The sequence below is a fragment of the Pseudomonas graminis genome (assembly GCF_001705435.1).
In the GTDB taxonomy this organism is placed as follows: Bacteria; Pseudomonadota; Gammaproteobacteria; order Pseudomonadales; family Pseudomonadaceae; genus Aquipseudomonas; species Aquipseudomonas graminis_B.
The window spans coordinates 108,061-125,027 of record NZ_MDEN01000062.1; the positions used below are offsets into that span (position 1 = coordinate 108,061).

General features: G+C 62.6%; 10 protein-coding genes. All 10 read right to left on the reverse strand.

The features are described 5' to 3' along the window. Positions 1–16: 16 nt before the first annotated feature. Positions 17–2,476, reverse strand: coding sequence for a mechanosensitive ion channel family protein (locus BBI10_RS12595; protein ID WP_065988845.1), 2,460 nt, complete (start codon positions 2,474–2,476; stop codon positions 17–19). 142 nt (positions 2,477–2,618) lie between these two features. Next, complete coding sequence (locus tag BBI10_RS12600; RefSeq protein WP_065988846.1) at positions 2,619–2,789, reverse strand: DUF1289 domain-containing protein; 171 nt, start codon at positions 2,787–2,789, stop codon at positions 2,619–2,621. Between the two features lie 6 nt (positions 2,790–2,795). Next, the gene (locus tag BBI10_RS12605; RefSeq protein WP_065988847.1) at positions 2,796–3,149 is read right to left on the reverse strand and encodes a hypothetical protein; all 354 of its coding nucleotides are present in this window, start codon (positions 3,147–3,149) and stop codon (positions 2,796–2,798) included. 35 nt (positions 3,150–3,184) lie between these two features. Then, positions 3,185–4,120 (reverse strand): CDF family Co(II)/Ni(II) efflux transporter DmeF, encoded by a 936-nt coding sequence (gene dmeF / locus BBI10_RS12610; protein ID WP_065988848.1) that lies wholly within the window; start codon positions 4,118–4,120, stop codon positions 3,185–3,187. Between the two features lie 20 nt (positions 4,121–4,140). After that, a complete protein-coding gene (locus BBI10_RS12615) occupies positions 4,141–4,416 on the reverse strand; it encodes a metal/formaldehyde-sensitive transcriptional repressor (protein ID WP_065988849.1) in 276 nt (91 codons plus the stop codon). 88 nt (positions 4,417–4,504) lie between these two features. Next, entirely contained in the window at positions 4,505–5,266 is a 762-nt protein-coding gene (locus BBI10_RS12620; RefSeq protein WP_065988850.1) for a YoaK family protein, read from the reverse strand. A 95-nt stretch (positions 5,267–5,361) separates the two neighbouring features. Beyond that, entirely contained in the window at positions 5,362–6,084 is a 723-nt protein-coding gene (locus tag BBI10_RS12625; protein ID WP_065988851.1) for a Crp/Fnr family transcriptional regulator, read from the reverse strand. A 64-nt stretch (positions 6,085–6,148) separates the two neighbouring features. After that, complete coding sequence (locus tag BBI10_RS12630; protein WP_065988852.1) at positions 6,149–14,794, reverse strand: GH36-type glycosyl hydrolase domain-containing protein; 8,646 nt, start codon at positions 14,792–14,794, stop codon at positions 6,149–6,151. A gap of 127 nt (positions 14,795–14,921) precedes the next feature. Beyond that, on the reverse strand, positions 14,922–16,298 hold the full coding sequence (locus tag BBI10_RS12635; RefSeq protein WP_065988853.1) for an ATP-binding protein: 1,377 nt from the start codon (positions 16,296–16,298) through the stop codon (positions 14,922–14,924). Next, entirely contained in the window at positions 16,295–16,957 is a 663-nt protein-coding gene (locus tag BBI10_RS12640; RefSeq protein ID WP_065988854.1) for a response regulator, read from the reverse strand. The genes BBI10_RS12635 and BBI10_RS12640 overlap by 4 nt, the downstream gene beginning before the upstream one ends. Between the last annotated feature and the right edge of the window lie 10 nt (positions 16,958–16,967).

Genomic DNA, 16,967 nt, shown 5'->3' on the forward strand with positions numbered 1-16,967 from the left:
AGGTGTCGCAGACCTGTCAGGATAACGGGAAACGCGTTTGCTCATCCTGCACGGTGTGTAAATTCACCTCAACCTGCTTATGGGGAAGCGAAACCCCCGCCTGTTGGAGAGCGACCAATACCCGCGCAAGTACTTCACTGCGCAGCCTTACCCAGCTACCGATGTCGTGTGTCCAGGCACTTATCGTGAAATTAAGGGCGTTATCCCCATAGCCGGTCAACACGACGACCGGCGCAGGCTGTTCAGCCACGCCCGGTGTATCACGCAAGACTGCAGCCAACGCTGACAGTACTGTGGAAGGATCAGAGCCGTGTGCGACGGCTATGGGGATTTCGATACGCCGACTCTTGTCGAACAGGGTCCAGTTGGTAAGGTTGCCATTGAGCAGCAGGCCATTCGGCACAACCACGTCGGCGCCATCTGAGGTGCGGATGGTTGTCGCACGAAGGCCGATCTCGCGTACCGTGCCTGAGGTCCCCGTTGCATCGATCAGGTCGCCCGGCTGGATTGGCCGTTCAAACATAAGCACCAAGCCAGAGACGAAGTTATTCACGACGTTCTGTAGCCCGAATCCGATACCCACACCCAGCGCACCGAAGATCAGCGTCAACTGACTGACCTTGAACCCTGCCGCAGACAGTGCCACTAACAGGCCAAGCATCAGAACGCCATAATAACTAAGTGATGCGATGCTATTTCCCACGCCTCGCGGCAAGCCTGCGTGATTGGGCAGCTCTGCACGAAGCAATCGCCTTACGGTGCGAGCCGCCCAAAAAGCGAGCCAGGACGACAGCAGGAACACCAGCAGATGGCCAATGTTCAGGGAAAACTCACCGACATCGATACCAAACTCCATGACCGTGCTGCCCACGCCGTAGAGCGGCCGCAGCACGCGAAATCGATCCATGCTGTAGAGAAGCCAGCCGATGGCAGCGCCAAGCATCAGCAGGCGAGTGAATCCAGATTGCAACGCCGTTTCCTGATGTCGAACGAAGTGGCGATTGGCGAGCTCCGGTTGCCCTAACAACGCCTGAAACAGCCCCACGCATGCGGCGATGCCTGCATAGAGCAGCAGGGCCATGTAACCGCTATCGATCACGCCACTGGTTAACGTTTCGGCCAACGAGGTATTGCCGACGACGTTGGCGCCAAGCGCTACGGTCAGCAAGGCAGCTGCTATCCAGCCGATGGGACGCATGACTTGCTGTAAGCGACTGTCAGGACTCTGCATCGCCGGAATTGCACGACAAAGCAGCCAGAGGGTCAGCACCAAGGCAAGGCCGTTGACCGCGAGGAGGTAGATCCGGTAAATCCCGCCGTTATCGGCAGCCAGAATGCCCAACCGATCCAGTCCATACATGGAAACAGCGATATAAGGCCATACCCCAAGCGCGCGCAGGGCACCACTGGGCAGCAATCGCAGCACAGGAATCAAGGCCACCAGCAGCGCAATTTCCTGGGCCAATAGCGGAGCATCCGGCTCCAGTACAAGTACCGCAAGCATGCACAGCAGCAGCCACGTGGAAAAAGGACGACGTAATGCGCGCGTCAGCTTGTCCGGATTCTCCTGGAGACGCCGCGTGCGCCGGCTGCGGACCACTAACCACAGAATCAGGGGCAGCAGCAGTATCTGCACCAGCGTAAGGGCCTGCTGATTGCGGGTCCCAGCCGAGTGGTAGTCGCGGGCGAATTGCACCTCGATCTCTAAACCTCGCCACATGGCGTCCCAGGTTGAGGCTTGATCCATGCTCGAACCAAGGCCCTGCCAGAGCGGCGCAACATCGATGCGTAGCAGCCGGCGGTCCAGAGTGTCGAGCGCCAGGGCCACTTCGTTGCCGCCAGCTTCGATCGTGGCTTTAAGCTCGCTTGCTTGCTGCATAAGTGCAAACTGCCGCGAAAGCTCCACACCCAGATTCGCCTCGGTAGAGTCAACTTGCGTGAGCATGTTGGTGATGCGAGCGGAGAGCACCGGCGGCAGCCCGTCCAGCAGGCCTGCGGTCTGGGTCGACGCCCAGACCGCCCGGCGTTGCGCCAGTTGCAAGGCAGCGTCGGAGTAAGGGCCAAAGGCTCGACGCGCTTGCATATCCCAACGCTCCAGGCGGCGAGCGTCAAACTCCCAATGCCGAGCCAGGCTTTCAATTCGCATGACAGGCAACTCACCAAACACGACGCTGTGAGCCGTATTTTGTTTGGCGCGAGCAGGACGAGCGATATCGTCGAGTGAGCGGCTCAGGTGGATAACCGGGTCCGGCGAGGCAAGCAGCCGCTTGGCCATATCCACGCGCTGTTGATCCTCGGCGGCGCGATCAAGAATATCCGTCAGGGCGATCGGTGATGCCTTCGCTGAGGGCAAGTCCGATGCCGCAGTGCTGCCAGGCAAGGCATCAGCATGGGCAATAGTCGCTAAGCACATCAATGCGCCCGTTAACCAGCGCCGAACGACGGAAGACAAAGCAGAGTTTGGCAATACGCGCATTGAATGGGGTGTCCGTCCGTAGAAATGTCAACTGGCTGTATCGTTTTCGAGAGTACAGATATACCGGTGACCAATACAAACCTGGCTTGGAACATCTGGCCTACCTACGGCGCCGCCTCATGGCGAACGACCCTCCACAGGCCTATTTCAGCGCCTTCAAACGCATACTCGCCCTTTGCACCGCCGCCATTTTTTCAGGCCGCTTCATGCGTTTCCACTTTCTGATGTCGTCCTTCGTCCGGCCACAACTCACACACAGATCATCCCTGAGCTGGCACACCGCGATGCATGGGTTTTCAATTTCTTTGGCCATCGTCAGTCACCCTTGACCAAGTCGCTTTTGCCAGTTGCCCTCATGAGCGCGCTGGCATTCCTCTTCGGAGTCAAGGCGAACATTGCGATCCGAGAGTTTCAGGTCGATGCAGGCTTCATTCAACGCAATGGCCGTCAGCTCAAAAATGCGCGCCTTCGCTTCAAGCTGAGCGCGCTGTTTGTCCGCCCGCGTTTCGAACACCCAGATCACCTTCAGGGTGTCAGCCAGCGCGTTCAGGTCAGCCGTGTGGGTCAGCCAGGTGAAGCCTTTGATTTCACTTTTTGCTGTTTCGCACGCTTCGGTCAGCGTGGCGATTAACCGGCGTTCGATTCGCGCCAGTTCACGTTTGCCGGGTGGCATGGCAATTTCCTCTGGGGCAGGGCAGAAGCGCTCAATCAGGCCGGTCGAAATTCGACCGTCAGGTGCCTGATTTCATGGACCGGCTGGAGACGTTCACGGATGGTGTCGGCGTCCGCAGTGGCGGCGCCAAGGACGCTGACGATGGCCGCATGGGCTTGGGGGCCGACCCGCCAGACGTGCAAGTCGGTGATGGTGGCGTCTCCCGGTTCTTCAACCAACTGGCGGATCTCCTCGGCAACGTGTGCGTCAGTCTGATCGAGCAATACGCCTGCGGTGACGCCCATCAAAGTCCAGGCCCACCGCGCGATAACGAGGGCGCCAACGATGCCCATGGCCGGGTCCAGCCATACCCAGCCCAGATAACGACCGGCGAGCAATGCAGCGATGGCCAGCACCGAGGTCAGCGCGTCCGCGAGGACGTGGACATAGGCCGATTTCAAGTTGTTGTCGTTGCCATGAGGGGCATGGGGATGGCCGTGATCATCATGGTGATGGTCATGATCGTGTCCATGGCTGTGCCCGTGGCCCAGCAACAGGGCGCTGACGATGTTGACGATCAACCCGGCAATCGCGATGAGGGTAGCGGTGCCAAACTGAACATCGGTGGGCTGCAAGAGGCGCATGACGGATTCAACGCCGATCCCCAGGGAAACCATGCCGAGAATAAGTGCCGACGCGAAGCCGCCCAGATCCCCTACCTTTCCTGTGCCGAAACTGAAGCGCTGGCTGGAAGCGTTGCGTTTGGCGTAAGCATAGGCGGCCGCGGCGATGCCCAATGCACCGGCATGCGTCGCCATGTGAAAACCATCGGCCAGCAGCGCCATCGAGCCGGTGACATACCCGGCGGTGATTTCACCGACCATCATCACCACCGTCAGCGCGACCACCCACAGCGTACGCCTGGCGTTCTCATCGTGCGCCGAGCCCAGGAAGACGTGGTCGTGCAGGTAATTGATGTTCGGACTTTGCATAAGCGGGCGCCTGGATGTGTTCACTTGGAATAACGACGAATGGCTTCAAGCAGCTCTTCGACACCTTTGCTGCGCTCGGCTTCGCTGAGACCAGGATCCGCCACGTGCGCGCGCGCGTGGTCTTCAATGATCTCCTCCATCAGGCCGTTGATGGCCCCGCGAGTGGCGGCGACAAGGTGCAGCGTCTTGGCGCAGTCGAGGTCCGACTCCAACGCCCGTTCGACGGCCTGGAGTTGTCCGGCGATGCGTTTGACACGCTTGAGAAGATCGTTTTTGTTGGCTGCGACATGACCCATCGGATACACCCCTGGCTAGACGGGATGCAGCATAGGGGTACCCCCTATACCTATGCAAGGGTTGACTCGGGCACGGATCAACGATGGATCACTCCCGGCATGCACGCCGGACATAGCGCCGCACATCGTCCAGGGCAGGCACGACCGCCAGCATGCCGAGGACCAGCGAAAGCGGTACGGTCGCGGTGTACCCCACGTGTTTGAACCCGTACGCACCCACCACACCGCCGGTGAAGAAGCTCAATGCCAGAGCAGTCAACAGTTTCAGCCGTCCGCGGTTCGCGACCACTCGCGGTTGCCCGGGCGGTGTAGCGCCGTTCCAGTAGACGAGCTTGCCGAGTTCAATACCGATGTCGGTGACGATGCCGGTGATGTGCGTGGTTCTGATTTCAGCCTTGGAAACCTTGGTGATCAAGGCGTTTTGCAGGCCCATGATGAAACACAGCAGCATGACCGTGAGGGACACGACCAATCCGTCCACGGCCGCCAGCCTGGGGCCCAGAAAGCCGAAGCAGAGTAGTAAAAACGCCTCGAACAACAGGGGCAGGGCGAACGCGCTGTGCAGGCGTCTGCGGCGGGAATAATTGACCATGATGGCCGAACAGGCCGCGCCTGCCATGAAAGACAAGAGGGCGCTGCCCCCGCGCAGCAGCAGGTCGTACGCACCCAGCACCGCGTTATCGGCCATGGACGAAACGATGCCGGTCATGTGCGAGGTGTACTGCTGAACCGCCAGAAAGCCCCCGGCGTTGATGGCGCCGGCCACAAAGGCCAGGACAAACCCGAGGTGGCGGTTAGCGTCCGGTGTGCGTCTTCGGCCGGTCAGGCTGCGGATGTATCTGATCGCCATCAAAGGGTCCCGTGGCTGCTGAAGTTCCTGACGCCGTTTTCATCCGATCCGTGCAATCACCGCCTTGAGCCTTCAAGACCCTGATAATGACCTGATCACTCACGTCGTCGGGTATAGCTCAGCAAGCGGTCGGACTCGGCCTTCACCACTGAATAGCATTCGCAGCTCAACCGTTCCAGTCGCGGGCGGTCAAGGACCTTGATCTGGCCCCGAGTGTATTCGATCACGCCTTGGCGCTGCAGCTTGCCCGCCGCTTCGGTCACGCCTTCTCTGCGCACACCGAGCATGTTGGCCATCAGTTCCTGGGTCATGGTCAGCTGATTGCCTTGCAGTCGATCCAGCGACAACAGCAACCAGCGGCACAATTGCTGGTCGATCGAATGGTGGCGATTGCACAAACCGGTCTGTGACATTTGCGCAATCAGGGCCTGGGTGTAGCGCAGCATGAGCAGCAACAGCTCGCCGTGACGATCGAATTCTTCCTTGAGTTTATGGCCGGGCAGGCGGAAGGCGCCTCCGGCACTCTGCACCACCGCGCGGCTGGACGTGCTCTTGCCACCCATGAACACGGCAATGCCGACAAGCCCTTCGTTGCCGACCACGGCGATCTCTGCGGAGGCGCCGCTCTCGGTAACCTGCAGCAGGGACACGATCGAGTCGGTGGGAAAGTACACCTGACGCAAAATGTCCCCGGGCTCATACAGCACCTCACCCAATACCAATTGCACCCACTCCATGTGCGGCGCCAGACGCACGAGTTCTTCATCGGCCAGCGCAGCAAGCAGGTGGTTGTCGACGGGCTGCGGCGCCGTGTACATGGTGGAGCTCCAGGAGTGGGGACGACCAACGGAGAGTACTCCAGTGCAGCGCCGGCGCTGGAGGTCAATCATCGGCCGCTTTCGCGTAATCCACCGGCTTGGGGGCTGCCGGCTGCGAACCGCCGCACTGGATGCGAACCCAGCGCTCTACGCCATCGTCCACCAGCGTCAGTGTCATTCCGTCCACCGGCGTGCCATCCAGCGTCATCGAGCTGCCGGCCGTCTCGCCACGGACCACCTCGAAGTGGTACTGCGTCCCTGCAAAGCGGTAACTCAGGTTGAACCCCGGCCAGTCTTCCGGCATCAACGGGTTCAGCTGCAGCAGGTTGCCGCTGCGCTGAAGCCCCAGCAGTGACTCGACGCCCAAGCGGTACATCCAGCCAGCGGAGCCGGTGTACCAGGTCCAGCCGCCGCGCCCCGCATGGGGTGCAGTGCCGTAGACATCGGCCGCCATCACATAGGGTTCGACTTTATACGTGTCGATCCTGGCGCTGTTGAGGGGGTCGGCCGGGTTGATCATGTGCAGCAATTGCCAGGCCTTGGCCGTGTCGCCCAAGTGCGCGAACGCCATCGCCGCCCAGACCGCCGCATGGGTGTACTGCCCACCGTTTTCGCGCACGCCCGGCACATATCCCTTGATGTAGCCCGGGTCTTGCAGGCCTTTGTCGAACGGCGGATCGAGCAGCAGGACCGCGCGGATGTCCGGCTTGACCAGGTACTGATCCACCGCCTGCATCGCCCGTTGCTGCCGGGCGGGTGATCCGGCGCCGGACAACACCGACCAACTCTGGGCGATGGAGTCCAGCCGACACTCATCGTTGACTGATGAGCCCAGAGGTTGCCCGTCGTCAAACCAGCCGCGGCGATACCACGCGCCATCCCAGGCAGACGCTTCCAGGTTGTCGCGCAGCTGTTTCGCCTGTTCACCGCAACGTGCAGCGAATTCGCTGTCGCCGTGGCGTTCGGCCACCCGCGCAAAGCGCTCAAGCACATGGCACCCGAAGAAGCCCAGCCAGACGCTTTCACCCCGGCCGAGATAGCCCACGCGGTTCATGCCGTCGTTCCAGTCGCCACTGCCCATCAGCGGCAAACCGTGTTCGCCACGGCTCAGGCTGTGCTCGATGGCGCGGACACAGTGCCGATACAGCGGCTCCTGCAAGGGAGAGAGACCGGGCAGGTCGTAATAGGATTCTTCCCCCGGCCCCAGCGCGCGCCCTTCGAGGTAGCCGGCGGGTTCGTCCAGCACGGACAGATCACCGGTGACCTCGACGTAGCGGCTGGTGGCGGCGACGAGCCACAGGAAATCGTCGGAGCAGGCCGTGCGCACGCCTCGATTGAGGGGAGGGTGCCACCAGTGCTGAACATCGCCCTCGGCGTATTGATGATTGGCGCACAGCAACAGATGCGTCCGCGCAGCCGCCGGATCGGCATGAATCATCGCCATGATGTCTTGCAACTGATCGCGAAAGCCGATGGCGCCACCCGACTGGTAATAACCGCTGCGGGCGAGAAACCGGCAGGCGATCACCTGGTACATCAACCAGCCGTTGAGCATCACATCCAGGGCCGGTACCGGGGTCTTCACCTGAACCACCGAGAGCACCGAACGCCAGTGGTCTTTGACTTTCTGCAACTGCTCCGCCGCCACCTGCACGCCTTTGTAGCGTTGCGCCAACTGGGTGGCTGCCTGGGGATTTTTCTCCGCACCCAGGCGCAAAATGACTTCGGTGCCTTGCCCGTGTGCGAGCGCCAATGTCACTTGTATCGCAGCGCACGGGTCCAGACCGCCACCGGTTTTTCCCGACAGCCCCTTGTGCCGCATCGCGGCGGGCGACCGCAGGCTGCCGCAACGTCCGATGAATTCGGTACGGTCCGCCGTGACACTGTGATCGACGGTGTCGGTGTCGAAAAACGCCACGCGCTCGCTGAATTCCACCGACCAGGCGTTGCGCGCAAACAGTGCGCCGCTGGCAGGGTCCGAATGGGTGACCACGTGCATGGCTGATTTGCTGCGCAGATCGCCCAGCACCCACTCCACATAGCCGGTCACCGTCAGGTTGCGCTCTCGCCCCGAGACATTGCGCAGCACCAGCCTGGAGAACTTGATCGGTGCATCCAGCGCCACGTAAACCCAGAGCTCGCTGTGGATGCCGTCTTCCTCGTGCTCGAACACGGTGTAACCAAAGCCGTGGCGGGTTCGGTAAGCGCCAGTGCCCGAAGCGGGTTGCGGGGTGGCCGACCAGAAGAGGCCGGTGTCTTCATCGCGCAGGTAAATGACCTCGCCGACGGGGTCGCTCACCGGGTCGTTGTGCCAGGGAGTCAAACGGTATTCGTGGGCATTTTCAGCCCAGGTGTAAGCACTGCCGGACTCCGAGACCACCGTGCCCATCTGGGCATTGGCAATCACGTTGGCCCAAGGAGCTGGCGTGGGATGGGAGGCCGGGGCGTTGATGATGTACTCGTCGCCGTCCTGGCTGAACGCACCGTAAGCGTTGCTCAGCGGCAGCGAAACGGGCAACGGCGCAAGGGCCTTTAATGGCGCTGGCACATGAACCACGGTAGCGACAAACGGCGCGTGCACCCGCACGACGCGGCGGCGGTGAACCTGTTCGGCCAGGGTGCCCAGGCCTTCGGAAAACACCAGCCGCGCGGCCGACAGGATCAGCGTGCGGTCTTCGTTGGACATCTGCTGCGCCATGCGCACGAATATGCCGCCCGGCCGATCCACCAGCGTGGCTTCGCTGCCGGAAGTGACCAGTCCCATGATCGCGTCCTGCAGTTGCTGGCGATAACCCACCTGATCTTCGTTCCAGATGAGGAGGTCCGTCAGCAGGCCTTTCTGACGCCAGTAGGCGTGGGCCTGAATCATCTTCTGGACCAGCTCGATGTTCTCAAGGCTTCTGACCTGCAACAGCACAATGGGAAGGTCGCCTGAAATCGACTGCCCCCACAGGCCCTGCTGATTGCGCAGGTTGGCCGTCAGCACGGTGCTGTCGGCGCGCAAGCCTGCGTTGGCGTAAATCAGGGAAGAGGCCATCTGTTCAAACAAACGGGCGTCGGCGGGGGAAACGTTGAGCTGACGCAGCAGCACCTGGCTGTGGGTCCATGACAAATCGAAGACCCGGTCCGCCAAGTGTCGGTCCCGGTACTTGTTGATCAGCGAGAGGCAGTCTTCGCGGCTGTCCGCCACGCCCGTGACCAGATCGATGGTGCCTTGCTGCCCGGGCTGCAGGGTAATCCGGCAACGGATGGCGACAATCGGGTCCAGAACCGGGCCGGCGCTGCCTGACAGTTGCTCGCAGTCCGGGTCCAGCGCGGCCGGCGACTGGGTGCTGCGGCCTCGGCCAATGAAGCGGGCGCGGTCGGTCTCGTAGGAGATGGCCTGGATATCAACGCCATGGGCCGCCAGCAGGTGGCACATCCACGGCGTGTGTTCATCGCTGGCCCGCGGGCGACGGCTGCAGACGATGGCTTGCAGCGGCAACAGCAATTCGGTCTGCACGAATAACTTGCTGAACGCCGGGTGCATGGCGTCCGTTTCCGGTGACGCCAGCACCACTTCCGCGTAGGTGGTGATCTCCAGCGTCTTCGTAGACTCCCCGCGGTTGGTCACGTGCAGGCGCCGCAGTTCGATGTTGTCTTCAGGGGAGACGACGATTTCCATGTGGGTGTCGAAACCCAGTTCCCGGGTGCGAAACTCGGCGCGGGCATCGCTGAAAATAGCCTCGTGGCTCTCGGCCCGGTGCAAGGTCGGCTGAAAGGCACTGGACCAGACGGCGCCTGTGGCAACGTCTCTCAGGTAACAGAACATGCCCCAGTTGTCCCGGGTCGCATCTTCATGCCAGCGGGTGGCGGCCATGTTGTCGAGGCGGCTGTACCCGCCGCCGGCGCTGCTGAGCATGACGTGGTACCGGCCGTTGGAGAGCAATTGCACCGCCGGGCGCTTATGCCCCGGGTTGGCAAACACCCTCAGGTCGTTCTCCTGCCCGGCGCCGGTATCACTGGCGGCGGGCTGCTGGGCGGTTTGCAGGTAAGGCGCGGCCACTTTCGGCACCCGCTCTTGCAACAGCAGCAGGGCCGATTGCAGGGCAGGGTCCGACTCAAACCGCCGTTGCATGGGCTGGTTGAGCAGAACACTGGTCAACGCCAGCAGGCTCATTCCCTGATGGTGCGCCATGAAGGACTGCACCCAGGCGTAACGCTGGCCCCGCGGCAGACGCGCTTCGGTGTAATCGACGGCCTCGTAGAATCCGTAGCGCCCGGAGGCGCCTTTGCGGGCCAGACGCTGCAGGTTTTTGCAGGCCGCGTCGGCGTCCACCATCAAGGCCAGGACGCTGGCGTAAGGCGCGACAACCACGTCGTCGCCCAGGCCGCGCTTGAGGCCGAGGGCCTGAACGCCGAACGCCCGGTACTGATAATTAAAGTGCGCATCCAGTGTGTAATAGCCCGATTCCGACACCCCCCACGGGATGCCCAGACGTTTGCCGTGTTCGATTTGCACGGCCACCGCCGCCCGGCAGGTCTGGTCAAGCAGACTGCCGTCGTAGTTGGGCATGACCAGCATGGGCATCAGGTATTCGAACATCGAGCCGGACCAGGACATCAAGGTCGGTACGCCGGCGGAGTCACCGAGCAGTCGCCCGAGGGTGAACCACGCTCGCTGCGGAATCTGCCCCTGGGCGATCACCACGAAGTTGGTCAGGCGCACTTCTGACGCCAGCAAGTCGTAATAACCGGTGTCCAGGCGACGCTCGTCGGCGTTGTAGCCGATCACGAACAAGTCGCGCTTGTTGTCATAGAGCAGGGAGAAGTCCATCTGCGCCAGATCGCTCGTCAGCAGAATCAGGCGATCAATCCGGGCGATAGCGTCGAGGGCCGTTCTGCGCACTGCTGCTATGCGCGGGTGATCCTCCGCAGCCCAGTCAGCTTCGTCCAGCCGGGACAGCGCCCGCAGTGTGCGGCGACGGGGTTGGCGGCCGGCCAAAGGCGGCGGCAGTCGGTAGCGTTCGAGGGCCGCGAGCCAGTCGTCACACTGCGCGAGCAAGGCGTTTTGCCAATACACGCCTTCTTCGCTGCCACCGGCTGCCATGGCTGCAACCCGGGCACGGACGGTCTGTAACGCCGTCAACAGCGCACCGGTGTCATCGGTTCCGGCGGGCTCGTCGAGCAGGGGATAGAGCGCGGTCAACGTGCCAGCGGTGTCCGTCGTTTCAAGCAGCGTGTCCAGCGTGATGCGCAGGCCCTTGAGCATGGCGGCATCGAACACCGCAGCGTCGGGCAGCTGGATCAAGCCGGCGCGCAGGGTCAGCAGGTGCCCGGCCAGGTTGCCGCTGTCAACGGTGGAGATGTACTGAGGGCGCAGGGGCTTGAGTGTCTGCGTGTCATACCAGTTGTAGAAATGTCGTTGGTACCGCTCCAGGCTGTCCATGGTGTCCAGCGATGCGGACAAACGCTGCAGCAGCCGGTCGGTGCTGAGGTAACCGAAGTCGTGGGCGGCCAGATGAGCGAGCAGCGCCATGCCCATGTTAGTCGGCGAGGTCCGGTGGGCGATCACCGATTTCGGCTCCTCCTGAACATTGTCAGGGGGCAGCCAGTTATCCTGGGGCCCGACGAAGTCATCGAAGAACGCCCACGTCCGCCGCGAGAGCACCTGCAGGAAGCGCAGTGCGTCCACCGAGGGCTCGAACACGGCATTTTCCGGCATCGCGCTCAGGCGCCAGGCGATCCAGGGGCCGGCAGCCCAGGCGAGCAGGAACGGCATGGCAATCAGCAGAGCCAGCGGGTCATTCATCAAACCGGCCAGCCCGCAGAGGGCGAGGGCAGGGCCTGCCCACATTTCGCGGTAGAGTCCCGGCAGCGGGTTCTGCGTGTTGCGCTCCACTTCCCGGGAGGGTTGCCACTGCAATAACAGGCGACGGCTGAACAGGATGCGCCAGAGCGAACGGGCAATGGCGCCCACGCTGTAATACATCTCGAACGGCAACCATGCGACGGTGGCAGCGATCTGGGCGAGGTCCTGCCCCAGACTCCTGCACAGCGCGGCCAGGTATTGCCGGTAAGGCACGTTCAACGGCGGTTGCAACCCGTCGGTCAGGGTCCTGAGCAACGGTTGCATGACCAGCAAGCCGACCACCGCCAAGGTCCAGGCCAGCGGTTCACTGCTGGCGAACCAGCCCCAGGCCAGCATCAGCAACACTGCCGCTGGCTCAAGGCTGCGGCGCAGGTTGTCGAGAATCTTCCAGCGGGCCATGACATCGAGACGGTTGCGTGCCCATTGGCCGCGGGTATTCAGGGTCCAGGGCAGAATCCAGGGGATCAGCTGCCAGTCGCCGCGAATCCAGCGATGGCGTCGCTTGACGTCCACGCTGTAGCGAGACGGGTATTGCTCGTACAACTGCACATCGCTGAGCAGGCCTGACCGGGCGTAGCAGCCCTCGATCAAATCGTGACTGAGGACCTGGTTGTCCGGCAGACAGCCCTCCAGCGCACAGGTGAACGCGTCGACATCATAGATGCCCTTGCCGATGAACGAGCCTTGTTTGAACAGGTCCTGGTAAATGTCCGAGACCGCCCGGGTGTAGGGATCAACGCCGCCGCCACTGCCAAACAGGCGCGAATAGATCGAGCGGGGGGTGCTGGTCAGGCTGATGCCGACCTGGGGTTGCAACAGCGCGTACCCGGAAATGACACGCTCACGTCGCGCGTCGAACACCGGGCGGTTCAGCGGGTGCATCATGGCGGCCACGCATTGGCGGGCAACCTCTCCCGGCAGGAGCGTGTCGGTATCAAGGGTCAGCACATAACGCACCGCGCCAAGGGCAGAGGTGTCGCCCACGATGGTGGTAAAACGGTTGTCGTCCGCACCCCGCAGCCAGGCGTTGAGGTCAGTCAGCTTGCCGCGTTTGCGCTCGTGGCCCATCCAGGCGCGTTCACTGGCGTTCCAGCGGCGCGGGCGGTGAAACAGGAAAAACCGCGCGGGCAGTTCGTCCTCGTATTTGCCGTTGAGTCGGTTGATCGCCGCCGAGGCATAGTCGAGCAGGTCTGCATCCGCTGCCTGCACTTCGGCCGGCGCATCGAGAAAGTCGGTCAGCAGCGCGAAGAAAAGATTGCTGTCGCGATTGGCGAGGAACCTGACTTCCAGGCCCTCTACCAGGTCGTCGACGTCCGCGCGCGAACCGATCAGCGTGGGAATGGCGACCAGCGTGCGCGCTTCATCGGGAATCCCGTTGGCGTAATCCATCTTCGGCAGCATGGCGGGCAGCAGGCTGAAGGTGACCAGCCAGTTGATGAGGCTGAAGGCCAGGCGACTGGTCATGACCAGGCAGGGCACTGCCAGTGCGATGAGCGCCAGATCAGGCAGCCCGTCCCGGTGTGCCGAAGACAGCAGCGGCAGCGCAAAAATAATGGTCAGGGCACCGGCAGGTGCCAGGTAAAACGTCAGCGGTGAGCTTTGCAGCAGGCGTTTCCAGCGTTCGTGAAAGGGCACACGGGCGCCCAGCTTTTGCTCGAGCACCCCGATGCCGGGGCCGACCAGGAAATACCCGATATGGCGGGCGAGATCGTCTCCGGCTGACGCGTTCCGGCGTTCTCGGGAGAGCGCCACAACGGTCTGCGCGACGGATATTTCAGTGCGTCCACTGCGCCTGGCCAGCCGTTCGATGACGTGGCGATAGCTGTCGCGGGTGGCGAAGTCCATGCGCGGATAGACCTCGGCCGGGTCCTGTTGAAGGGTCTGCTCGACATGGCTCATCCCTTCGACGAACTCACGCCAAGGGGTCGCTGACAGCAGGCGCAGGCTGGCGATGCTGTTGCTGATGGACATCTGATCCGCCGACTGCTGCTGCGCATCGAATTGCACCTGTCGCTCGATGCTCGAACCGGTCTCGGCGAGCAACTGCTCGATCCAGTTGAGCGGCAGCGCCAGGGCAGCGCTCTGACCCTGCAACCGACGGGCGAACTCGGCAACGAAAGCAGCGGTTGTGGGCGGGGACGAATGGGCCATGTCAGCGACAGTCAGCACCACGCTTTTCACGTCGTGCTCGGACACCTCGATGAGCCGCTCGGCCCAGTCATCAGCCAGGTTTCGATCGTCCCAGTTGGCCATGACCCGGGAGGCCACCCGCCGCAGGTTCTCGATCAACGCCAGGCGCAGCATGATCGGGATGGCCCACAACTCGCCCAGCGCCAACGGCATGACCGTCTGGTACGACACCACGAAGCGCGTAAGGCTCAGTTCGTCAAAGCGGCCATCACCGTGGGAAATGGTCTCCAGGGCAATGTCGTACACCCTCGGCAAACCGCTGGAGGGCCCATTGCTCAGGCGCGGCAGCTCACGGCTGTAACCCTGGGGCAGGTGCGACCTGGCTGTGCGGATGTGATCTTCAATCAGGAAAAAATTATCGAGCAGCCACTCGGCGGCGGGGGTGATCCGGCGGTCGGAGGCCTGGGCCTCAGTCAACGCGCTGCAGCTTTCCTTGAGCAATGCCTCGTTGTCATCCAGCCTGCCCAGCAGGAAGTCCCGCGTGGTCACTGCACCGAGCTGATGCTGAGTGGCCAGGTCTATGCCGTGGCTGGCCATCTGGTCGGCGTTGAAGAGTTCGGCGCGCAGCAGTCGCTCGTAGGCGAACGCCAGCTTCGGGTGGGCCCCGGCGCGACCCGCCAGCCTGACCCGTGAGATCGCCTGTTTGGTGCGTGTCCATGTGCTCGTCATTAGTTTCCCTGAAATGACTTGCACTCCGGCGGACGCAGCGTTTTGGGCGGTGTGCGCAGCGGAGCGCCGGCACTGATGTGCCCTGGTGAACGATGCGTTCAGACCACGACAGTGTGAGTACGCTTTCTCAGGGCTGTCTGTTCGCTGGCGCACATAGCGTCGCGCGCAAGCCTTTCCCGGCGCGGTTCTCCATGATGATTTCCCCGCCCAGGCGCCGCGCAATGGTTTGCACGATGGTCAGGCCCAGGCCGACGCCCTGATCATTGCCGCGGCTGTAAAAGCGTTCGAACAGGCGCTCCCGCTCGGCTTCGTCGATGCCAGGCCCCTCGTCGGCAACGCTGAGCCGGAAAGCGCCATCGCCGAAGCCCAGGGTCACACTCACCTGACCCCCTGCAGGCGAGAAATTGACGGCATTGGTCAACAGGTTTTGCAGCGCGATGTCGATGGCAGCGAAATCGGTCGTCACCTCACGGGACGGCTCAGCGCATTCGAACACCAGTTCCAGCCCTCGGCTCAATACCCACGGCGTCATCTGCACCAGGCTGTCGCGCACGGCAGCGACCACGTCAGCGCTGCGCGTCGGTACGGGCCCCGCGCCGGGCTCCAGTCGCGCGATAGTCAGCAGTTGATTGACCAGGCGTGTCGTCCGATCAACGCCCACGATCAGGTAGCTCAGGGACTCATTGCGCTGCGCGTCGTCGCGCGCTTCGAGGACGTTCTGTGCATGCACCCGCAGCACCGCCAGCGGCGTGCGCATTTCATGGGCGGCGTCGGCGATGAAGCGCCGTTCACGGCTCAGCACCTCCTGAATCTGTCCGAGCAATCGGTTCAGGGCCGCTTGCATGGGTTCCAGCTCGCTGGGCAGGGGCGCCAGTTGCAAGGGTTCGAGGGAGCCCGGATGACGACCGCGCAGGGTGGCGGCCAGGTCGGCCAGCGGCTTGAGGCCCCAGCCAATGGCCAGCCAGATCGCGCCCATCAGCAGCAGGCTGCCGATCAGATTGGGGATCACCGTGTGGCGGACGATGCGGTTGACCAGGTCCGAGCGCACGTCGTCGCGCTCGCCGACCCAGATCACCAGGTCGTGTTGCTCGTCCCTGAGCACGAAGGTGCGCCATTCATGTTTGCCCAGATCATTGATGTCGCTGAAGCCGGTGTATTGAGGCGCATGGGTCAGGGTCGGTGCGCTGGGGGTGTGCACCAGCAACCGGCCTTGAAGGTCCCAGACCTGAAAAGCGATTTTGCTCTCGTAGGGGTGGCCGTCGACTCGCGGTTCGGCCTGAGCCAGGGCCTGATTGAACGCCTGGTACAACTGCGCATGCTCCTGCCGCGCCAGGGGCATGCGCATCACGCCCTGCAGCAACCGGGCGTTGGTGGCGAGCTGGGCATCGTAGACTTCGGCGATTTCGTGGTTGCTGTCATGGAGGTTGACCAGGGTCAGGATCAGCAGGCCGATCAGCACCAGTCCAAGGATCAGGGTCAGCGTGCGGCGGCGGATCGACGTCACGGGCGATCCTCCACCAGGTAGCCGACGCCGCGTACGGTGCGGATCAGCTCGCTGGAAAACTTCTTGCGCAGGTGATGGATGTGCACTTCGAGGGTGTTGCTCTCCGCTTCTTCGTTCCAGCCGTACAGCAACTGCATCAAGCGTTCGCGGGTCATCACCCGGCCCGGTGGCGAGAGCAGTTCGTACAACAGCTGGTATTCCTTGGGGGTGAGGGCGACGGGATCATCCTTGTAACTGACTTGCTGGGTGGTCGGGTCCAGGCGGATGCCCGCGTGCTCGATCGTGACCCGCGCGCGCCCGGCACTGCGCCGCAACAGCGCCCGCAGGCGGGCCTTGAGTTCGGACAGGTCGAAGGGCTTTATCAGGTAATCGTCGGCCCCTGCGTCGAGGCCGGCAATGCGGTCTTCGGTGGCGTCCCGTGCGGTCAGGATCAGCACCGGCAAAGCCGAGCCACTTTCACGCAGGCGCCGCAGCACCGCCAGGCCGTCCAGCCTGGGCAATCCGAGATCGAGAATGGCCAGATCGAAGACCTCGCTCAACAAGGCATGGAGGGCGCTGGCGCCATCTTTCACCCAGTCCACCGTGTAGCCTTCGCGACTCAGCGCCTGATGAATGCCCTCGCCGAGGGCGACATCGTCTTCAACCAGCAGCAAACGCATGAATGCTCCG